Genomic DNA, 15,674 nt, shown 5'->3' on the forward strand with positions numbered 1-15,674 from the left:
GAACAGACCGGACTAGAGCAGACCCCGGGCCTTGAGGCTCATGTAGGTATCCACCACCGCCACGGGCAGGCCCTCCGCGTCCGAGCGCACCACCTTCGCACCCGCGCGCTCGAGGGACCGGGCCAGGTTGTTCTCCTCGATCTGGGAGCGCTCGTGAGCCGCGAGCTCGTAGATGGCACCCACCTCCTCTTCCCGCTCCGGATCGCCCGTGTGAACCGAGGCGACGAGCACGGTGTGGGTGCGCTTGAGGGTGGGCAGGACGTCGACCAGCCCGGAGGAGAGCGTGCCACCGCCGATCGTGGTGGCGATGACCACGAACGCGGGCCGCTTCGAGATCTGCGAAATGTAGGCCGGCAGCGAGGCCCAGTCGGTGGCGTGCAAGCTCGGCTCGATGTCGGCCAGGGTCTGGGCCACCTTGTGCGTGATCGTCTTCGTGTGCTCTAAGGCCAGCCGCGCCCTCAGCTGATCGTCCATGGCGATGACCGACACACGGTCGCCCGCTCGCTGCGCGATCGCCGACTGCAAGAGCGCCGCCTCGATGAACGTGTCGAAGGCAGGACCTTCCGCCACGCGCAGGGCGCCGCCACGGCCGGCGTCGAGAACAATGACCACGTGCCTGTCACGTTCGGGGCGCCATGTGCGCACCACGGTCTCACCGAGGCGGGCCGTGGAGCGCCAGTCGATGGCTCGGACGTCGTCGCCGGCCACGTATTCGCGCAGGGAGTCAAACTCGGTGCCCTCGCCGCGAGTGAGGAGGAGGGAGCGCCCATCGAGTTCGCGCAACTGCCGCACCCGCGAGGGGATGTTGCGCCGCGAGACGAACGGCGGTAGCACGTGGATTTGCCAGGACGTGGGGGCGGACTTCTGCCGACCGGCCAGGCCCAGCGGGCCGAACGTGCGCACCGTGACCGTGGAGGAGTGGATCGTGCCGCGCCGTTCGGGGCGCAGCGAGGAATCGAAGATAGCCTCGCTGCGCGGCCTCAGACGGAAACCGTGGCGCGAGGGGGAAACGTTCGCCGACGGCGGCCACGCATCCCGGAACATGCCCGAGATCTTGCGCCCGGACGGGTTCGTGAGGGTGAGCGTGGCGGCCGCCTCGTCGCCCACACGCACCGAATCATCCCCGTTCCGGTCGGCCACGAGGACCGACGGGTTGGGCGCGAGCGCGGCGTCGAGCAACACGAGGAACACCAACACGATGGTGATCAGCACCGCGATGCCGGCGTCGCGGGTCGCCACCCCGAACACGATGCCGAGCACGGAGCAGACCACGGCGGGAAGGCGAATGAACATCAGCGCGGCACCGGCACCGAAGCGAGGATCGACTCAATAACCGAGCGCGGGCTGACCCCGTCAAGCTCGGCCTCAGCGTGAAGCTGGATGCGATGGGTGAGGGCGGGAACGGCGAGGGCCTTGACGTCGTCGGGTGTCACGTAGCTCCGCCCGGATAGCCACGCCCACGCGCGCGAGCCATGCAGGAGCGCGGTGGCGCCACGTGGGGAGACACCAAGCGAGACCGCCGGCGACACGCGGGTAGCCCGCACCAGGTCCACGATGTAATCCAGCACCCGGGTGCCGACCTCCACGCTTGCCACTTCCTCGCGCGCCCGGCGCACGTCGTCAGCGCCGGCCACCGCCTCAATCTTGGCGGTGCTGAGGTCCGTGGGATCGAAGTCGCCCGCGTGGCGGCGCAGAATCTCCACTTCCACCTCGCGCGGGGGCAACGGCAGGATGGTTTTGAGCATGAAGCGGTCCAGCTGGGCCTCCGGCAGCGGGTACGTGCCCTCGTACTCCACCGGGTTCTGGGTGGCGACCACCATGAACGGATCGTCGAGCTCGCGCGGCTGGCCGTCCACCGACACCTGGTGCTCAGCCATCGCCTCGAGCAGGGCCGCCTGGGTCTTGGGCGGGGTGCGGTTGATCTCGTCCGCAATGAGTAGGTTGGTGAAAACCGGTCCGGGGCGGAACGAGAATTCGCCTGTGGATGCGCTGTAAATGAGCGAGCCCGTGAGATCACCCGGCATCAGGTCCGGGGTGAACTGCACGCGCTTCGCGTCCAGTTCGAGTGCCGCGGCCAGCGAGCGGACCAGCAGGGTCTTCGCGGTGCCCGGCACACCCTCAAGGAGGACGTGCCCGTCGCACAACAAGCCGATGAGCACCGAAGTGACGGCGTGATCCTGGCCCACGATCGCCTTGGCGATCTCGGCGCGGATGCGGCGGAACTTCTCCGCCGTGGCCGACTGGGCCGGCTCCTCCTGCGCCGGCTGAGTCACCTCCGGACGGAAGCCCTGCGCGCGCGGCGCTCCCTGGGGCGCCCCCTGCGGGGTGGACTGAGAGACAGCCGGAGACTGCGGCTGGTAGCCGCCTGGCTGTGGGTCGCCTTGCGCGTGCGCAGTGACCGGGGGCTGGTAGATGCCCTGGGCCGGATCTTGGCCCTGGCGCCCGGATGGCTGGTTGGAATCAGCGGTCATTGATTTCCCTTTCGAATTCATCGAGCTGGTCAGCCAGCCTCGACAGGTCGGTGTCGGACGTGATGGGGAGAGAGTAGAACAGGGCGTCAATCGCGGACGGATCGCGTCCGCTGACCCGGGCGAGCACGTCCACGACCACCTCGCGCGGCGAGGTCGGACTCAGGCGCCCGCGCGCCACGCGCGAGATCGTTCCGGCGCGCAGGGCACGGGCTGCGTGCTCGGTGGCCCGCCCGCGGTGGTAGAGCTGGCCGCGGCCGGCGTCGGCCTCGGAGGCAGGCACGACGACGGGCATGGGCTCAGCTACGAGCTTTCCGAAGCGGCGCCCGCGGTAGAAGGCCCACCACAGGGCCGTGAGTACCAGGCCAACGAGGAGGGGGTAGAACCAGGTGGGCAGGCCCGCCCACTGCGGCGTGGTCCGCATCTCGGATTCCCAGTAATCGCCACTCACCCACAAGACCTTCGGCTGGGTGCCGAGCTTGCGCATGGCGAAGGCGGCGTTGCCGTGGTCGGCCAGGTATTCGTTCGTGAGGAAGGTCGGATCGAGAATTAGGGAGATCTTCGGGTTGGAGGTGAGCTGCACCCAGCCGTAACCGCCGAGCTGGGGGAAGCAACCCGTCACGTCCCTCTCCCGGTCTGGTCTGAAAGCGAGGGAGAGGGGGCTGATCCCGCGCGCCTCCTGCGCATCCGGGTCTTGACACTTCGCGGCCACCGGGATCGGCGGGAAACTCTCCGTGTAACCCTCGAAGCCGAAATCGTACATGCTGGAGGAGTCCCCGAGGACCACGATGGTGGCCCGGGAATTCACCAGGTCCTCGGTCACCTCGGTGGGGGCGTAGAAACTGGGGTCGATCACCAGCGTGGTGTCGGTGTCCGCTGAGTCCATCGCCTCTAGCGGGCTCACCTCGGACACGTCCACCCCATGATTCTTGAGGATCTGGGCCAGGGCGCGCGTGCCCGTGGAGGCAGTGGACGTGGGGGAGTAGGGCTCGCCCTGCTGCGGGATGTCGACCAAGGCTATGACCGCGAGCGCGAGCACCGCGATGAGCGACAGAAGGATACCCGTGCGAGATCGCTTTGGTGCCGACACGCTCATACGACCACCTCGCGCGCGGCTACGCGGTGCAGGCGGTGGACCGACTCCACGTCCGCCGCCGTAGCCTGGTGGTGCCAGTAGTAGACGTCATTGAAAAGCTGGGCGCCCGCCGAGAACTCATCGATGTGCCCGAGCTTGCGTGAGCCGGCCTCAGCCGCCTCCTGGGCAGTCATTCCCGGCACCACGTGGATGAGCTCGCGCTCGTCAAGCAGACGCATGATTGCGCGGAAACGTTCGACGACGGCGAGGTTGAGATCCCCCGCCTGCTCGGCCCGGTCGGCCGCCTTGAACAATTCGGCAGACGTGCGGTCATCATCAAAGAGCTGCTCGCGCTCGCGAGAAGCCGGTGCGCTACTGGCCCGCGAGCGGCGGTAAGCAAAGACGATGACAGCCACCACGAACAGGGCCAGTCCGATGATGACCACGAGGTTCCCCGCCCCGCCCTCACCCGGGTTGAGCTCGTTCACCACGATGTTGAGCCGCTCAAACAACCATTGCAAGAAGCGCGAGAGGAGGCTGGGCGAGTGGTCATACATCGCCTTCGACAGCTCGGCCTCCGCTAGCTGCTGAGCGGTGTCCGCATCCGGGGTGAAGGGAACGAAGGTCACTTCTCAAAATCTCCATACCAGCTCGGGCGCTCGCCGGGGGTGTCCTTGCCGGACTCGGTATCCTGTCCCTGCTGACCGTACTGGCTCTGCTGACCGTATTGACCCGGCTGGCCGTACTGACCCGCCTGGCCATAGCCGTAAGTCTGGCCATTGTAGCCGTAAGACTGGCCGTACTGCGTGCCGTCACCCTGACCGTAGCTCTGGCCGTTGTGGCCGTAAGACTGGCCGTAACCCTGGCCACTCTGGCCGTCACCGGCCTGACCGGAGTCGTTACCGTACACGGGCGGGGTGTATCCAGCCTGAGGCCCGTACTGGTCGTATCGGTTGTGCTGGCTGTACTGGTTCGGCTGGCTGAAGGCGCCGGGGCCGGCTGCCTGACCGGCGCCGTACAAGAACTCCTGATGGAAGTTCTCCCGCTTCATCCGCATGTTGACGTAAATGAGGTTGATCAGTGCCATGGAGATCGGCACCAGCAGGGCTGAGATGAGGAGCGTGAAGAGGATGCTCACCGCGCTGCCGGCCGTGGCGGCCACGATATCTCCGGAGTTGCTGAAAACACCGCCGACGACCAGGCCGAAAACGATGCCGAGCACCCCGGAAAGGACCGACATAATGATGCTGAGGGTGATGTACAGGCCAGCGAAGTAGCCAAGCGAGCCCTGGGTGAGACGCCAGGAGCGCCCGATTGCCTCGGCCGGCCCGATGTCCTCAGCAACCAAGGCGGGAACCGCCACCGAGAAGCGGTAGACCAGCAGGAAGACCGCGACGACGTAGACGAGGAATGACAGGATCATGAACGTGATCGTTGTGCCCGACGAGTCCGCGAAGCTGAACGCGCTGAGGGCGAGCGCGCTGATGGCCGCGGCAAAGATGAGGACTACCACGACGCCGGCCGCGATGGCGAAAAGCGCCAGGACGATCATGCGCAGAGCGATCTTGCCCAGGCCGGCTCGTGCGAGGGCCAAGGTTTCGGACAGCGACAGTTTTTGGCCGCGCACCGACGCCAAGGTGACCCGCGTGCCCGCGACCAGCACGAGCATGTTGGCGAAGAAGTAGATGATTGCGACGGTCAGGGCATAGAGCGTCAGGTTGGTGGCCCCCACCACCTCACGTGAGACCAACTGACCGAAGGCCAGCGAGAGCAGCACCTCGAGCGCGGCGACCACGAGGTTGACCACGATCGGGAATACGATGAAGGGCACGGGGTTGAAGCGCAGGAGGCGCATGGTGGCATCGAGCGTTTCGCCCACTCCCAGCGGGTGCATCGGGATGACCGTGCGCCACGGTTCGACGCGCTGGTGGATCTGCGGCTGGTCAGCGCCGTACTGCCCGTACCGGGGACCCTGGGAATCGAATGCGGACATCGGATAACCTTTCGTGTCGATACGTGAACCAATTTACCCGATCCCTCCGACAGTTTTTAAGGGGCCCACAATACCGGGAGTTGTCGGAGGCAACTGATATCATGTCGTCAAAAGCGCCAACAGAGGGTAGAGGCTATGGCAACGCGCATTCTAGTGGTTGATGACGATCCCGCGATCTCGGAGATGGTGGCAATTCTGCTGGAAACCGAGGGCTATGTCGTCTCCGCGTGCGCCCACGGCGATTCGGTCCTGCCCCTTTTCCGCGCGGAGCATCCGGACCTCATTCTTCTGGACGTCATGTTGCCGGGAATGGATGGCGTGTCGGTGGCCCGCGCGCTGCGTGATGAGTCGGACGTGCCGATCATCATGATGAGCGCGAAGACGGACTCGGTGGACGTCATCGCGGGCCTGGAGGCCGGCGCGGATGACTATGTGACCAAGCCCTTCGAAAACTCCGTGCTGCTTGCCCGCGTCAAGGCCTGCCTGCGCCGCCAGGAGCCCGAAACCGAGACCCTGAAGATCGCCGATCTGGCAATTGACCTCAAGGCTCACGAGGTCCGCCGCGACGGCAAGCCGCTCCACCTCACGCCCCTGGAGTTCGACCTGCTGTCGGTGCTGGCCCGCAAGCCATTCCAGGTCTTCACCCGCGAAGAGCTGCTTGAACAGGTGTGGGGCTACCGCCATCCCTCCGATACGCGCCTGGTCAACGTCCATATCCAGCGCCTGCGCTCGAAGGTCGAAAAGGACCCGGAAAACCCTGAGGTTGTGCTCACCGTTCGTGGCGTGGGCTACCGCGCCGGGAACGCGAGCCGGTGAGCGCGCTAGCTCGCGAGCGCATTTCCGCCACCGTTCGGCGCCTCGATTCCATCCGCGAGCGCTGGTATTCCTCGCTCAGTTTGCGTGTGGTGGCGCTCATCGTGCTGGCCGGAATCGCCGGCATCGTCATCATGGGCCTGGCGATTTCCAGCCAGGTGCGCTCCTCTGTTTTTGATAATGCGGTCACGACGAACGTGGAGCAGTTTTCCACCGACGTGCAGTTGGCCCAGGATCGCTTTACGGCGTCGGCACCGACTGCGGGCCGTTCGCAGGAGGTGGCGAACCAGCTGGTGTCGTCGATGTATGACCCGTCCCGGGGCCTGCTGGGGGCGGTGCTCATCCGCACGCCGGATCAGGAGCCGTTACCCACTCAGATTTTTGAGCCGGCCACGGCCTCGGCCACGCAGGTGCGCTCGCTCGTGTCGGCGGACCTGCGCCAGCTCGTCACGGAGGGCGGACAGATCGGCTGGCAGTCGGTGAGCCTGCAGTCGGATGGTGAGACGATCCCGGGCATCGTGGTGGGGACGACGCTCGACATCCGCGGCTCGGGTAGCTACGAACTGTATGCCGCCTATTCGCTGGGCAACCAGCAGTCGTTGATTAGCACCACGATCCGGGTGATGTGGCTGTCGATCGCGATCCTGCTCGCGATCCTCGGCGTGGTGAGCTGGGCGGTGACGCGCTGGGTGCTGACCCCGGTGCGGGCGGCGTCGCGCGGGGCACAGCTGTTGGCCGACGGCGAGTTCGACACGCGGATGGAGGTGCGCGGCTCGGACGAGATCGCGCAGCTGGCCGAGTCCTTTAACCAGATGGCTGAGTCGCTCGAGACCCAGTTCACCCAGATGGAGCGCATCTCCAAGGTGCAAACGGAGTTCGTCTCGGCTGTCTCCCACGAACTGCGATCACCGGTGACTACCGTGCGCATGGCGGGCCAGCTCATCTACGACCACCGCGAGGACCTGCCGGCCGGCCTCAAGCGCGCGGCCGAGCTGCAGTACAACCAGCTACTCAACCTCGACGCCACGCTCGCCGACCTTCTGGAGATCTCCCGGTACGACGCCGGCGGCATGACCCTCGCCACCGAGCCGGCCGACGTCGGCTCCCTCGTGGCCGACGAGATTGAGGCGGCCGACCCGCTCGCCGTATCGAACGGGGTCACGGTCACGTACGAGGCCATGGGCGACACGATAGCCGAGATCGAACCCAGGCGCGTGCGGCGTGTGGCCCGCAACCTGTTGGTCAACGCGCTCGAGCATGCGGAGGGCAACCCTGTCGACGTCGTCGTCGCAGCGAACGACACGGCGGTGGCGGTGCGCGTGCAGGACCACGGGGTGGGGGTGTCGCCGGAGCAGATCAGCCACGTCTTTGACCGGTTTTGGCGGGCGGATTCCTCGCGCGTGCGCAAGTCGGGTGGCACGGGCCTGGGGCTGACAATCGCGCGCGAGGACGCGCAGATCCACGGCGGTACGATCGAGGTGGCCGGCGAATTGGGCGTGGGCTCCACCTTCCTCTTTACTTTGCCCAAGGTACCCCACCAGGACTTCGTGCCGCCGCTCCCGCTCGAGGTGCCTGAGCCCCTGCCCGCCGAAGCCCCGGAGGTAGCCGAGCCGACGGCGAGTGGCCCGTTCAACGTCGTCGTCGAAGAGGACCCGGACGCGGCGGTCGAACTGCGCCTGGATGTGAAGAGTCAGGAGGAATCGTGAAGAAGCTGCTCATTCTCCTCGTGACCCTCGTCCTCGCCGGATGTGCCAGCCTGCCCACCTCGGGCGCCCCGCAGGAGGTGGAGCGTCCGGCGAACACCGGTGGCGGCGTGGTCCTCGATCCGCAGGGCCCCACCCCGGGTTCCACACCGGAGGCCCTGGTGACGGACTTCCTTCGCGCGTCGGCGGCGGGACTGTCCGGCGATTTCACGGTGGCCCGCCAGTTCCTCACGCCCGAGGCCTCCGCCCGCTGGGACCCGACTACCGAAGTGCGGGTCTACCAAGACGCCCAGAACCCCTCGATTTCCTCCACCCGTACGGGCGCGATCCGGGTGAGTGCGGCGGCGTCGGCAACCCTGGACGAGGCCGGGCGCTACACCGTGGCCACGCCGGACGCGATCCTCAATTCCGAGTTTTCCCTCACCCGGGATGCGAACGGCGAGTGGCGCATAGCCGTGCTCGACCAGGGCATGGTGGTGCCCAGCTCGATTTTCACCTCGCTCTACAGCGAGACCACCATTTACTTCCTCAACTCCGACCGCAGCTCGCTCGTGCCGGAGGTGCGCTGGTATTTGACGACGTCGCAGGCCACGAGCGCGGTCCAGGCGGTGTTGGCCGGGCCGTCGTCGTGGCTGTCGCCCGCCGCGCACTCGGCCATCCCGTCCGAGGCACGCCTGACGCAAAGGGGCGTGCGCGTGACCGACGGCGTGGCGCAGGTGGACCTCAGCTCCGAGGTGGCCTCGATGACGGCGTCTGACATGATGGCGATGGAAGCCCAAATCTCCAAGACGTTGCTCAACCTGCCTGGCATCCAGGAGGTCAAGCTCAGTTCCGAGGGTGCCGAACTCGAGTTCCCCTCGAAGATCGACCTCAGCGCCTATCAGTACGCGAGCTACACGCTCGCCGCCCTCGCGGATGGGGCGCCGGCCACCATCAGCGGTGGTGAGGTCAGCGTGCTTGGCGACGGCGGGGGACTGGGCCTGACCCACCTCGCCACGTCCTACACCGAACCTGTCAGCAGGGGAGCCGCCCTCGGCAACGACGGCACGGGTCTATACGAAGTCCGCTTCGACGGCAGTGCGCCCACCCTGCTTGCGCGCGGCACGAAGCTGGTGGCCCCCTCGATCGATGCGCGCGGCTGGGTGTGGTCGGCCGAGGCGGCCTCGAACGGGGAGCTGATCGCGGTCAACCTCGCCTCGGGCGAGACGAAGCGGCTCCCGCTTCCCTACCTGCAGGGGTTGAACGTGCGTAGCCTCGCGGTTTCGCGCGAAGGATCGCGGATGGCGATCGTCACCGACCAAAAGGGCGAGGTCCAGATGAACGCCGTGTCGATCCTGCGTGATTCGGGTGGTGCGCCCACGGAGATCGGCGCGCCGCTGCGCTTCGGGCAGTCGCTCGCGGACGTCACAGACGTGGCCTGGGTGAGTGACGTGCGGCTCGCGGTGGTGGGCCGGCAGTCGACGTCGTCCACCAGCTCGATCCATGTGGTTGGCATCGGCACGCCGACGACGTCGCTTGCGGCGGTCGACGGGGTTGTGGACCTTACAGCCGGGCGCGGCCTCGACACGATCATTATCCAGGACAATTCCAACCGGCTTTTCTCCTACGACGGTGCGGGCTGGCGCCTCATCGCCGACGGCGTGACCGCGCCGGCGTTGCCGGGCTGACGCGCGAGGCTTTCCACAGGTAGGTTCGCGGGGCGGCTGTCCACATTTGCTCGTTATCGGCCTTTGCGGGCGGGGGCGCTGAGACACCATGAGGGCATGTGGATGAACGACCAATGGAACGCCCTCCTCGACCTGCTCTACCCGCGCTGGTGCGCCGGGTGCGGGGCATGGGACGAAGACCTGTGCGCGAGCTGCCGTGTGGAGTTTTCCGGGTGGGAGGACGTGAGCGAGCACCTGCCCTACGTCGGCGTGGCGGGCGAGGAGCGCGCCGAGTTTCCGGTGTTCGCGCTCGCGAGCTACACGGGCCCGGCGGCAAGCGCCGTGGTGGCCTGGAAGAACATGGCTGACCGCCGGATGGACCGCGCCTTCGCCGAGGTCATCGGCGCCCACCCGCCTCCCGAGCTCGCGGCCACGCTCGTGGTGCCCGCGCCCTCCGCGCCGAAGCGCGCCCGGCAGGGCCGGTTCGTGGCCGGTGTGATCGCGCAGGCGGTGGCTGAGATGTACGGTGCCGAGGTGGGCATCGTGCTGCGGCGCCAGCGGGCGGGAGGGCTTCCCGGTGGGCTGGGCCGGGCCGGCAGCCGGCTGGAGCGGCTCGGCGGTACGGTGGCGGACGCCGTCGGGCGAATGGGCAGGCAACGCGCCAACCTGCAGGCACGCGGAAAGAAGGCCCGGGGAATCACGGCCCTGCCGGTGGGCCTGGAGGGCGCGGACGTGATCGTGGTGGACGACGTCGTGACAACCGGGGCGACCCTGGCGGGGGCTTCGCGCGCGGTGAAATCGCGCGGAGGCACGGTACGTGGCGCTTTCGTGCTCGCGGCGGCGAAAGATCCCCGGGAGTTTCGTGTAAGAGGTCACACTGAGCCCTTCCGGGCCGTATAATAACAACATCCAAAATCTTTACGTGAACAGGCGAAATACCACGGAAGGAGGCGAGGCAGTCGCTTGCAGAGGCAGGCATAGTTTTTGGGTCATTCCCACTTTCGAAAACGGCCAAGGAGGTCATCATGGAAATCGTCGTCACCGGTAGGAACACCGAGGTTCAGGGTAGGTTCCGGTCGCACGTGGAGGACAAGCTCGCCAAGATCGAGCAGTACGCTCCGTATGCGCAGCGCGTTGAAGTGGAAGTCACGCACGAATCGAATCCGTCCCAGGTGGAGACATCCGAGCGGATTGAAATCACCGTTCGGGATAAGGGACCGGTGGTCCGCGCGGAAGCCTCAGCATCCGACCGTTTCGGAGCACTTGACTTGGCCGCGCAGAAGCTCTTCGAGCGCCTGCGCCGCCGCCACGAAAAGAAGAAGAACCGCCGCAAGGGCGAGCGTCGGGACGAAGTGGTCCAGGATCTGCCGGTCGATGAGCTACTGGCCAAGCCCGCGCCGGATGAGGCGGCAGAGCCCACGCTCCCCAGCTCGGTGGGCGAAGCGGTGGAGAGCCAGCTTGGCGATTCGCCGGCGATCGTGCGCCAGAAGCTGTACGAGGCCAAGCCGATGTCGGTGGAGCAGGCCATCGATGAGATGGAGCTGGTGGGCCACCCCTTCTACCTCTTCATTGACGAAGAGACGAAGCAGCCCTGCGCGGCCTACCGCCGCCGCGGGTGGACGTACGGCGTGATCAGGCTGAACGCCACCACGGGCGAGTACGGCCCGGCAGCCGACGAGTAAGGCGGGCCTGGCGCCCAGGAAACCCGGGGCGGGTGACGATTACGTCACCCGCCCCTTTCTTAATCTAGGAAGTTGCGCGGGCGAACAATTAGGATGGAGGGCGTTTAGGCCGGGATGCCCGGCGCCAGAGTCGATAAAGGGGAAAGTGTGGCCGATCGTCCACTTCACGTAGCAGTCATTGGGGCCGGCCCGGCCGGAATTTACGCCTCGGACATCCTGTCCAAGTCTGGCGTGGAGGTCAAGATCGACCTGTATGAGAAGCTCCCGGCGCCGTACGGGCTGGTGCGCTACGGAGTGGCCCCCGATCACCCGCGCATCAAGGCGATCATCAACGCCCTGTACAACGTGCTCCAGCGTGGCGACATTCGCCTGGTGGGCAACGTAGAGATCGGCCGGGATATCACGTTCCACGAGCTGCACGAGCACTATGACGCGGTCATCATCGCCACGGGTGCTGACCAGGATCGCCCGTTCAACATCCCCGGCTCGAACCTGCCGGAGGTCTACGGCGCGGCGAACTTCGTCTACTGGTACGACGGTCACCCAGACTACCCGCGCACGTGGCCGCTCGAGGCCAAGGAGATCGCCGTGCTGGGCGTAGGTAACGTGGCGCTCGACGTGGCCCGCATCCTCGCCAAGCACCCCGACGACCTCATGGTCACTGAAATCCCCGGCAACGTGGAAGAAGGCCTGCGCCGCTCGCCCGTCACGGACGTCCACATCTTCGGCCGCCGCGGCCCCGCCCAGGTGAAGTTTACCCCGATGGAGCTGCGCGAGCTGGGCCAGGTTCCCGACGTCGACATCATCGTCTACCCTGAGGACTTCGACTACGACGCCGGCTCGGAGAAGGCGATGGAAGAGTCGAAGATGACCCGCCAGGTGGTCGAGCAGCTCACCGAGTGGGTCTTCCAGGAGCCGGAGGACCTGACGGCGTCGCGTCGCATCCACATTCATATGCTCCAGCAGCCGGCCGAGATCCTTGGCGACGAGCACGTGGAGGGCATCCGCATGGAGCGCACCGCCCTCCAGGGCGACGGCTCGGTTAAGGGTACCGGCGAATTCATCGACTACCCCGTCCAGGCCGTCTACCGCGCGGTGGGTTACTTCTCTTCCGAGATCCCGGGGGCGCCCTACGACGCCGGCCGGGGGATTGTCCCCAACGTCCAGGGCCGCGTCATCACTACCGACGGCGAGGTAGTCCCCGGCATGTACGCCACCGGCTGGATCAAGCGCGGGCCCGTCGGCCTCATCGGCTCCACCAAGTCGGACGCCCAGGAGACCATCGGGCACCTCGTGGAGGACTACGAGGCCGGCAAGCTTCACGCCACCACCGATGCGCTCGGCTGGGAGGAAACCAGCAAGGTGCTCGACGAGCGGGGCGTTCGCTACACCACGTGGCGCGGCTGGGAGCTGCTCAACGAGTACGAGATGGCGCTCGGCGCGGAGCGGGGGCGTGCGCGGCTGAAGGTGGTCGAGCGCGAGACCATGACCGCCGTCTCCCGCGGCGAGGAGCACGACGGCAAGCTGTACTAGCCCTGTTAGACGACCCTGAGCCGCTGCCCGCGCCTAGCGGAAGTTGACGAACTGGAGGGCGACGTCGAACGAGGCTCCCTTGAGCAGAGCGATCGTGGCCTGCAGGTCGTCGCGCGACTTGGAGGTGCAGCGCACCTCGTCACCCTGAATCTGGGCCTTGACGGACTTGGGGCCCTCGTCGCGGATCAGCTTCGTGATCTTCTTCGCGTTCTCCTGGCTGATGCCCTCCTTGAGCGAGCCCGACAGGTGGAAGAGCTTGCCGGAAAGCCGGGGCTCGCCGTCGCCGAAGTCCACTTGCTTGAGCGACAGTCCGCGGCGGATGAGCTTGGTCTGGAGCACGTCGAGGATGGCGAGTACGCGCTCGGCGGTGTTGGCGGTCAGGGTAATGGTCTCGCCCTTGAGCGTGATGTCGGCGTCGACGTTGCGAAAATCGTAACGCTGGCTGATCTCCTTGGCGGTCTGGTTGACGGCGTTGTCGACCTCCTGGGTGTCGTAGCGGCTGACGACGTCGAACGAAGAGTTGGCCACGGTTCCTCCTGAACTTGAACGGTGTGAACTACCCACTCACTCTAGCTTAGGCAAGTGTGACCATGACGGCAGTCCGCGCGGGGGTTCTGGTTTGACAGTACGCGGGGGAGAACTGCTAATGTCTTTGCCGTGCACTTCTTCGGGAGTACGCGACGGCGGGTTGACCGAGCGGCCAATGGTATCTGACTGTAAATCAGACGCGAAAGCTACGGGGGTTCGAATCCCTCACCCGCCACAGTTCGAAAGAACAGCGGTTATGGCAAGCGCCACGTCCGCGAAGTTGGAATGCATTCCATTCGATTGGTAGGCTTTCCAAGGTTGCCCCGATAGCTCAGTCGGCAGAGCGTCTCCATGGTAAGGAGAAGGTCAAGGGTTCGATTCCCTTTCGGGGCTCCATTCATTCCCGTTCGCGGGGATGGACGAGGCGAGGTAGCTCAGTTGGTCAGAGCGCACGACTCATAATCGTGAGGTCGCGGGTTCAAACCCCGCCCTCGCTACGACCGGTATGGCGACCGCCGTATCGTAGAACGACGAAGCACCCGCTTCACAAGCCGAACGTGAGGAAAAATAGTGGCTAGTAAGTCTGCAGACGTTCGCCCCAAGATCACCCTCGCATGCGAGGTTTGCAAGGAGCGTAACTACATTACGAAGAAGAACCGTCGTAACACGCCGGATCGCCTGGAGATGAAGAAGTACTGCCCCAGGTGCAATGCGTCGACCACACACCGCGAAACCCGCTAGGGTAGTCATCTTCTACGGCCTCCGCCTCAAGCGGGGGTCTTTTTTTGCCCGTCCGGCCGGTGATCGCCGCGATGGTTAAAGAGAACTGGACGATTTCGCGGCGATCTTCTTATATGAGGAGATCGGCCCAGAAACGTCCAAGTTATTTCAATCCGGGCGTAACGTGGACCGTATTGGGCGGAGCGCACCGAGAGCCCGGGGTAGGATGGAAGCTGAACGAGGAGGACACGTGCAATTCATCGAGGTTCCGCGCGAGGAATACGACGCCTTTGTGGCGAGCCACCCGCTGTGTAACGTGCTGCAGTCCTCGGCATGGGCTGAGGTGAAGGGCTGGGGCCATTCGCTGACGGGCTTGCGCGACGATACGGGTACCCTGGTTGCGGCGGGCCTGGTACTCAAGCGCCACCTTCCGTTGGGGATGAGCTTTTGGTACATGCCGCACGGCCCGATCCTCGACTTCGAGGGCCCCTACCTGGAGGTCTACCTGCGCGAGCTGCGCGCGTTCGCGAAGAAGAACCGGGCGGTGGCCGTGCGGATCGACCCGTTCGTGCCCGTCCGCAAGGCCCCGCTGGCCGAGCTACCCGAGCACTACGACCCGCGCGCCCGCCACATCGGCCGCCGCATCGAGTCCGCCGGCTTCAAGCATCTCGGCTTTGTCATGAGCCTGCACGAGTCGCTGCAGCCGCGCTTTATGCCGGTCACGTTCCGCCCGGCTGAGCTCGCCGACGCCGTCCCCGCGCCTGCAGGCGCCGCTCCTGCCGCCCAGCCCGGCATTCCCGCCGACGCCGTCGCCGCCTACCAGGCCACCTTGCCGAAGAAGTCGCGCACGCTGGCCAACAACGCGCGTAACCGATTCGTGGAGGTCACCTCGGGCGGGGCCGACGTGCTGAATGAGTTCCTCTCCGTCATTGAGCAGACCGAGGAGGAGAAGGGGATCCGCCTGCGCTCGCGGGAGTATTACGAGAAGATCCTTGCCGCCTACGGGGATGATGCCAAGATTTATCTGGCCACCCTCGACGTCGACTCCGCGATCGCCACCTACACCGCTCGCCGCGACGCCGATTCCGCCGAGCTTGCCGCTACCCCGGCCAGCGCGAAGAAGAAGCGCAACCGCCTGCAGGATTCGATCGCCTCGGCTGCCAAGAACATCGCGGAGCTCGAGGAGTCGGGCCAGCGCGGCCGCGTGACCCTGGCCGGCGTTCTCATGGTCCGCTTCGGCACTTCGGCGGAGATGCTGTACGCGGGAACGAACCGCCACTTCGGTAATATCCCGGCCCAGCACCTCATGTGGGTGGTGGCGCTCGGCGAGGGCTTCGCCTCTGGGCTGGAGTCCGTCTCGCTCGGCGGCGTGGACGGCTCGCTTACCGATTCCCTCATGCAATTCAAGTCCCGTTTCAACCCCGAAATCGTGGAGAAGATCGGGGAGTTCCAGGCGAACATCAGCCCGCTTGGCCGCCTGGTCAGCTACTACCTTTCGCGCCGATAGGAGATC

At 66.0% G+C, this 15,674-nt stretch carries 14 protein-coding genes and 3 tRNA genes; 11 read left to right on the forward strand and 6 right to left on the reverse strand.

Annotated elements, in window-relative coordinates:
- Positions 1–12: 12 nt before the first annotated feature.
- From QPC17_RS01760 to QPC17_RS01780, 5 genes are read right to left on the reverse strand one after another with little or no spacing between them, the layout of a single operon-like run.
- On the reverse strand, positions 13–1,293 hold the full coding sequence (locus tag QPC17_RS01760) for a DUF58 domain-containing protein (protein WP_068538822.1): 1,281 nt from the start codon (positions 1,291–1,293) through the stop codon (positions 13–15).
- Positions 1,293–2,471, reverse strand: coding sequence for an AAA family ATPase (locus QPC17_RS01765; RefSeq protein WP_083200575.1), 1,179 nt, complete (start codon positions 2,469–2,471; stop codon positions 1,293–1,295). Before QPC17_RS01765 ends, QPC17_RS01760 begins: the two co-directional genes overlap by 1 nt.
- Positions 2,461–3,564 (reverse strand): DUF4350 domain-containing protein, encoded by a 1,104-nt coding sequence (locus tag QPC17_RS01770; protein WP_083281131.1) that lies wholly within the window; start codon positions 3,562–3,564, stop codon positions 2,461–2,463. The genes QPC17_RS01765 and QPC17_RS01770 overlap by 11 nt, the downstream gene beginning before the upstream one ends.
- Entirely contained in the window at positions 3,561–4,172 is a 612-nt protein-coding gene (locus tag QPC17_RS01775) for a DUF4129 domain-containing protein (RefSeq protein WP_062613611.1), read from the reverse strand. Before QPC17_RS01775 ends, QPC17_RS01770 begins: the two co-directional genes overlap by 4 nt.
- On the reverse strand, positions 4,169–5,536 hold the full coding sequence (locus QPC17_RS01780; protein ID WP_285347405.1) for a hypothetical protein: 1,368 nt from the start codon (positions 5,534–5,536) through the stop codon (positions 4,169–4,171). Before QPC17_RS01780 ends, QPC17_RS01775 begins: the two co-directional genes overlap by 4 nt.
- Positions 5,537–5,671: 135 nt before the next feature.
- Here QPC17_RS01780 and mtrA point away from each other — a divergent pair, with 135 nt between their 5' ends.
- The 6 genes from mtrA to QPC17_RS01810 all read left to right on the forward strand — a co-directional run bounded on the left by mtrA (position 5,672) and on the right by QPC17_RS01810 (position 12,913).
- On the forward strand, positions 5,672–6,352 hold the full coding sequence (gene mtrA, locus QPC17_RS01785) for an MtrAB system response regulator MtrA (protein ID WP_062613609.1): 681 nt from the start codon (positions 5,672–5,674) through the stop codon (positions 6,350–6,352).
- Positions 6,349–8,055 carry an MtrAB system histidine kinase MtrB gene (gene mtrB, locus QPC17_RS01790; protein WP_285347406.1) on the forward strand — a complete coding sequence of 569 codons (1,707 nt, stop codon included), beginning with the start codon at positions 6,349–6,351 and terminating at the stop codon, positions 8,053–8,055. The genes mtrA and mtrB overlap by 4 nt, the downstream gene beginning before the upstream one ends.
- Positions 8,052–9,719, forward strand: coding sequence for an LpqB family beta-propeller domain-containing protein (locus QPC17_RS01795; RefSeq protein ID WP_062613608.1), 1,668 nt, complete (start codon positions 8,052–8,054; stop codon positions 9,717–9,719). The genes mtrB and QPC17_RS01795 overlap by 4 nt, the downstream gene beginning before the upstream one ends.
- 96 nt (positions 9,720–9,815) lie before the next feature.
- Positions 9,816–10,598, forward strand: coding sequence for a ComF family protein (locus QPC17_RS01800; RefSeq protein WP_070446351.1), 783 nt, complete (start codon positions 9,816–9,818; stop codon positions 10,596–10,598).
- A 125-nt stretch (positions 10,599–10,723) separates the two neighbouring features.
- Positions 10,724–11,380: a ribosome hibernation-promoting factor, HPF/YfiA family gene (gene hpf, locus QPC17_RS01805; RefSeq protein ID WP_062613606.1), complete on the forward strand. Its 657-nt coding sequence runs from the start codon at positions 10,724–10,726 to the stop codon at positions 11,378–11,380.
- 114 nt (positions 11,381–11,494) lie between these two features.
- Positions 11,495–12,913 carry an FAD-dependent oxidoreductase gene (locus QPC17_RS01810; protein ID WP_068538827.1) on the forward strand — a complete coding sequence of 473 codons (1,419 nt, stop codon included), beginning with the start codon at positions 11,495–11,497 and terminating at the stop codon, positions 12,911–12,913.
- A 33-nt stretch (positions 12,914–12,946) separates the two neighbouring features.
- Here QPC17_RS01810 and QPC17_RS01815 read toward each other — a convergent pair whose 3' ends face one another.
- Positions 12,947–13,441, reverse strand: a complete 495-nt coding sequence (locus tag QPC17_RS01815) for a YajQ family cyclic di-GMP-binding protein (RefSeq protein WP_068538828.1) — start codon at positions 13,439–13,441, stop codon at positions 12,947–12,949.
- Between the two features lie 154 nt (positions 13,442–13,595).
- Between QPC17_RS01815 and QPC17_RS01820 the strand changes: the two genes are divergently transcribed.
- The 5 genes from QPC17_RS01820 (at position 13,596) to QPC17_RS01840 (ending at position 15,668) form a co-directional block, all read left to right on the forward strand.
- Positions 13,596–13,676: transfer RNA gene (locus QPC17_RS01820), tRNA-Tyr, on the forward strand.
- An 85-nt stretch (positions 13,677–13,761) separates the two neighbouring features.
- Positions 13,762–13,837, forward strand: a tRNA-Thr gene (locus QPC17_RS01825).
- A 27-nt stretch (positions 13,838–13,864) separates the two neighbouring features.
- Positions 13,865–13,938: transfer RNA gene (locus QPC17_RS01830), tRNA-Met, on the forward strand.
- Between the two features lie 73 nt (positions 13,939–14,011).
- On the forward strand, positions 14,012–14,182 hold the full coding sequence (rpmG, locus tag QPC17_RS01835) for a 50S ribosomal protein L33 (protein ID WP_082661174.1): 171 nt from the start codon (positions 14,012–14,014) through the stop codon (positions 14,180–14,182).
- 229 nt (positions 14,183–14,411) lie between these two features.
- Positions 14,412–15,668, forward strand: a complete 1,257-nt coding sequence (locus QPC17_RS01840; protein WP_070446353.1) for a peptidoglycan bridge formation glycyltransferase FemA/FemB family protein — start codon at positions 14,412–14,414, stop codon at positions 15,666–15,668.
- Positions 15,669–15,674: the final 6 nt, after the last annotated feature.

It is taken from the genome of Trueperella bernardiae, assembly GCF_030246965.1.
Lineage (GTDB): Bacteria > Actinomycetota > Actinomycetes > Actinomycetales > Actinomycetaceae > Trueperella > Trueperella bernardiae.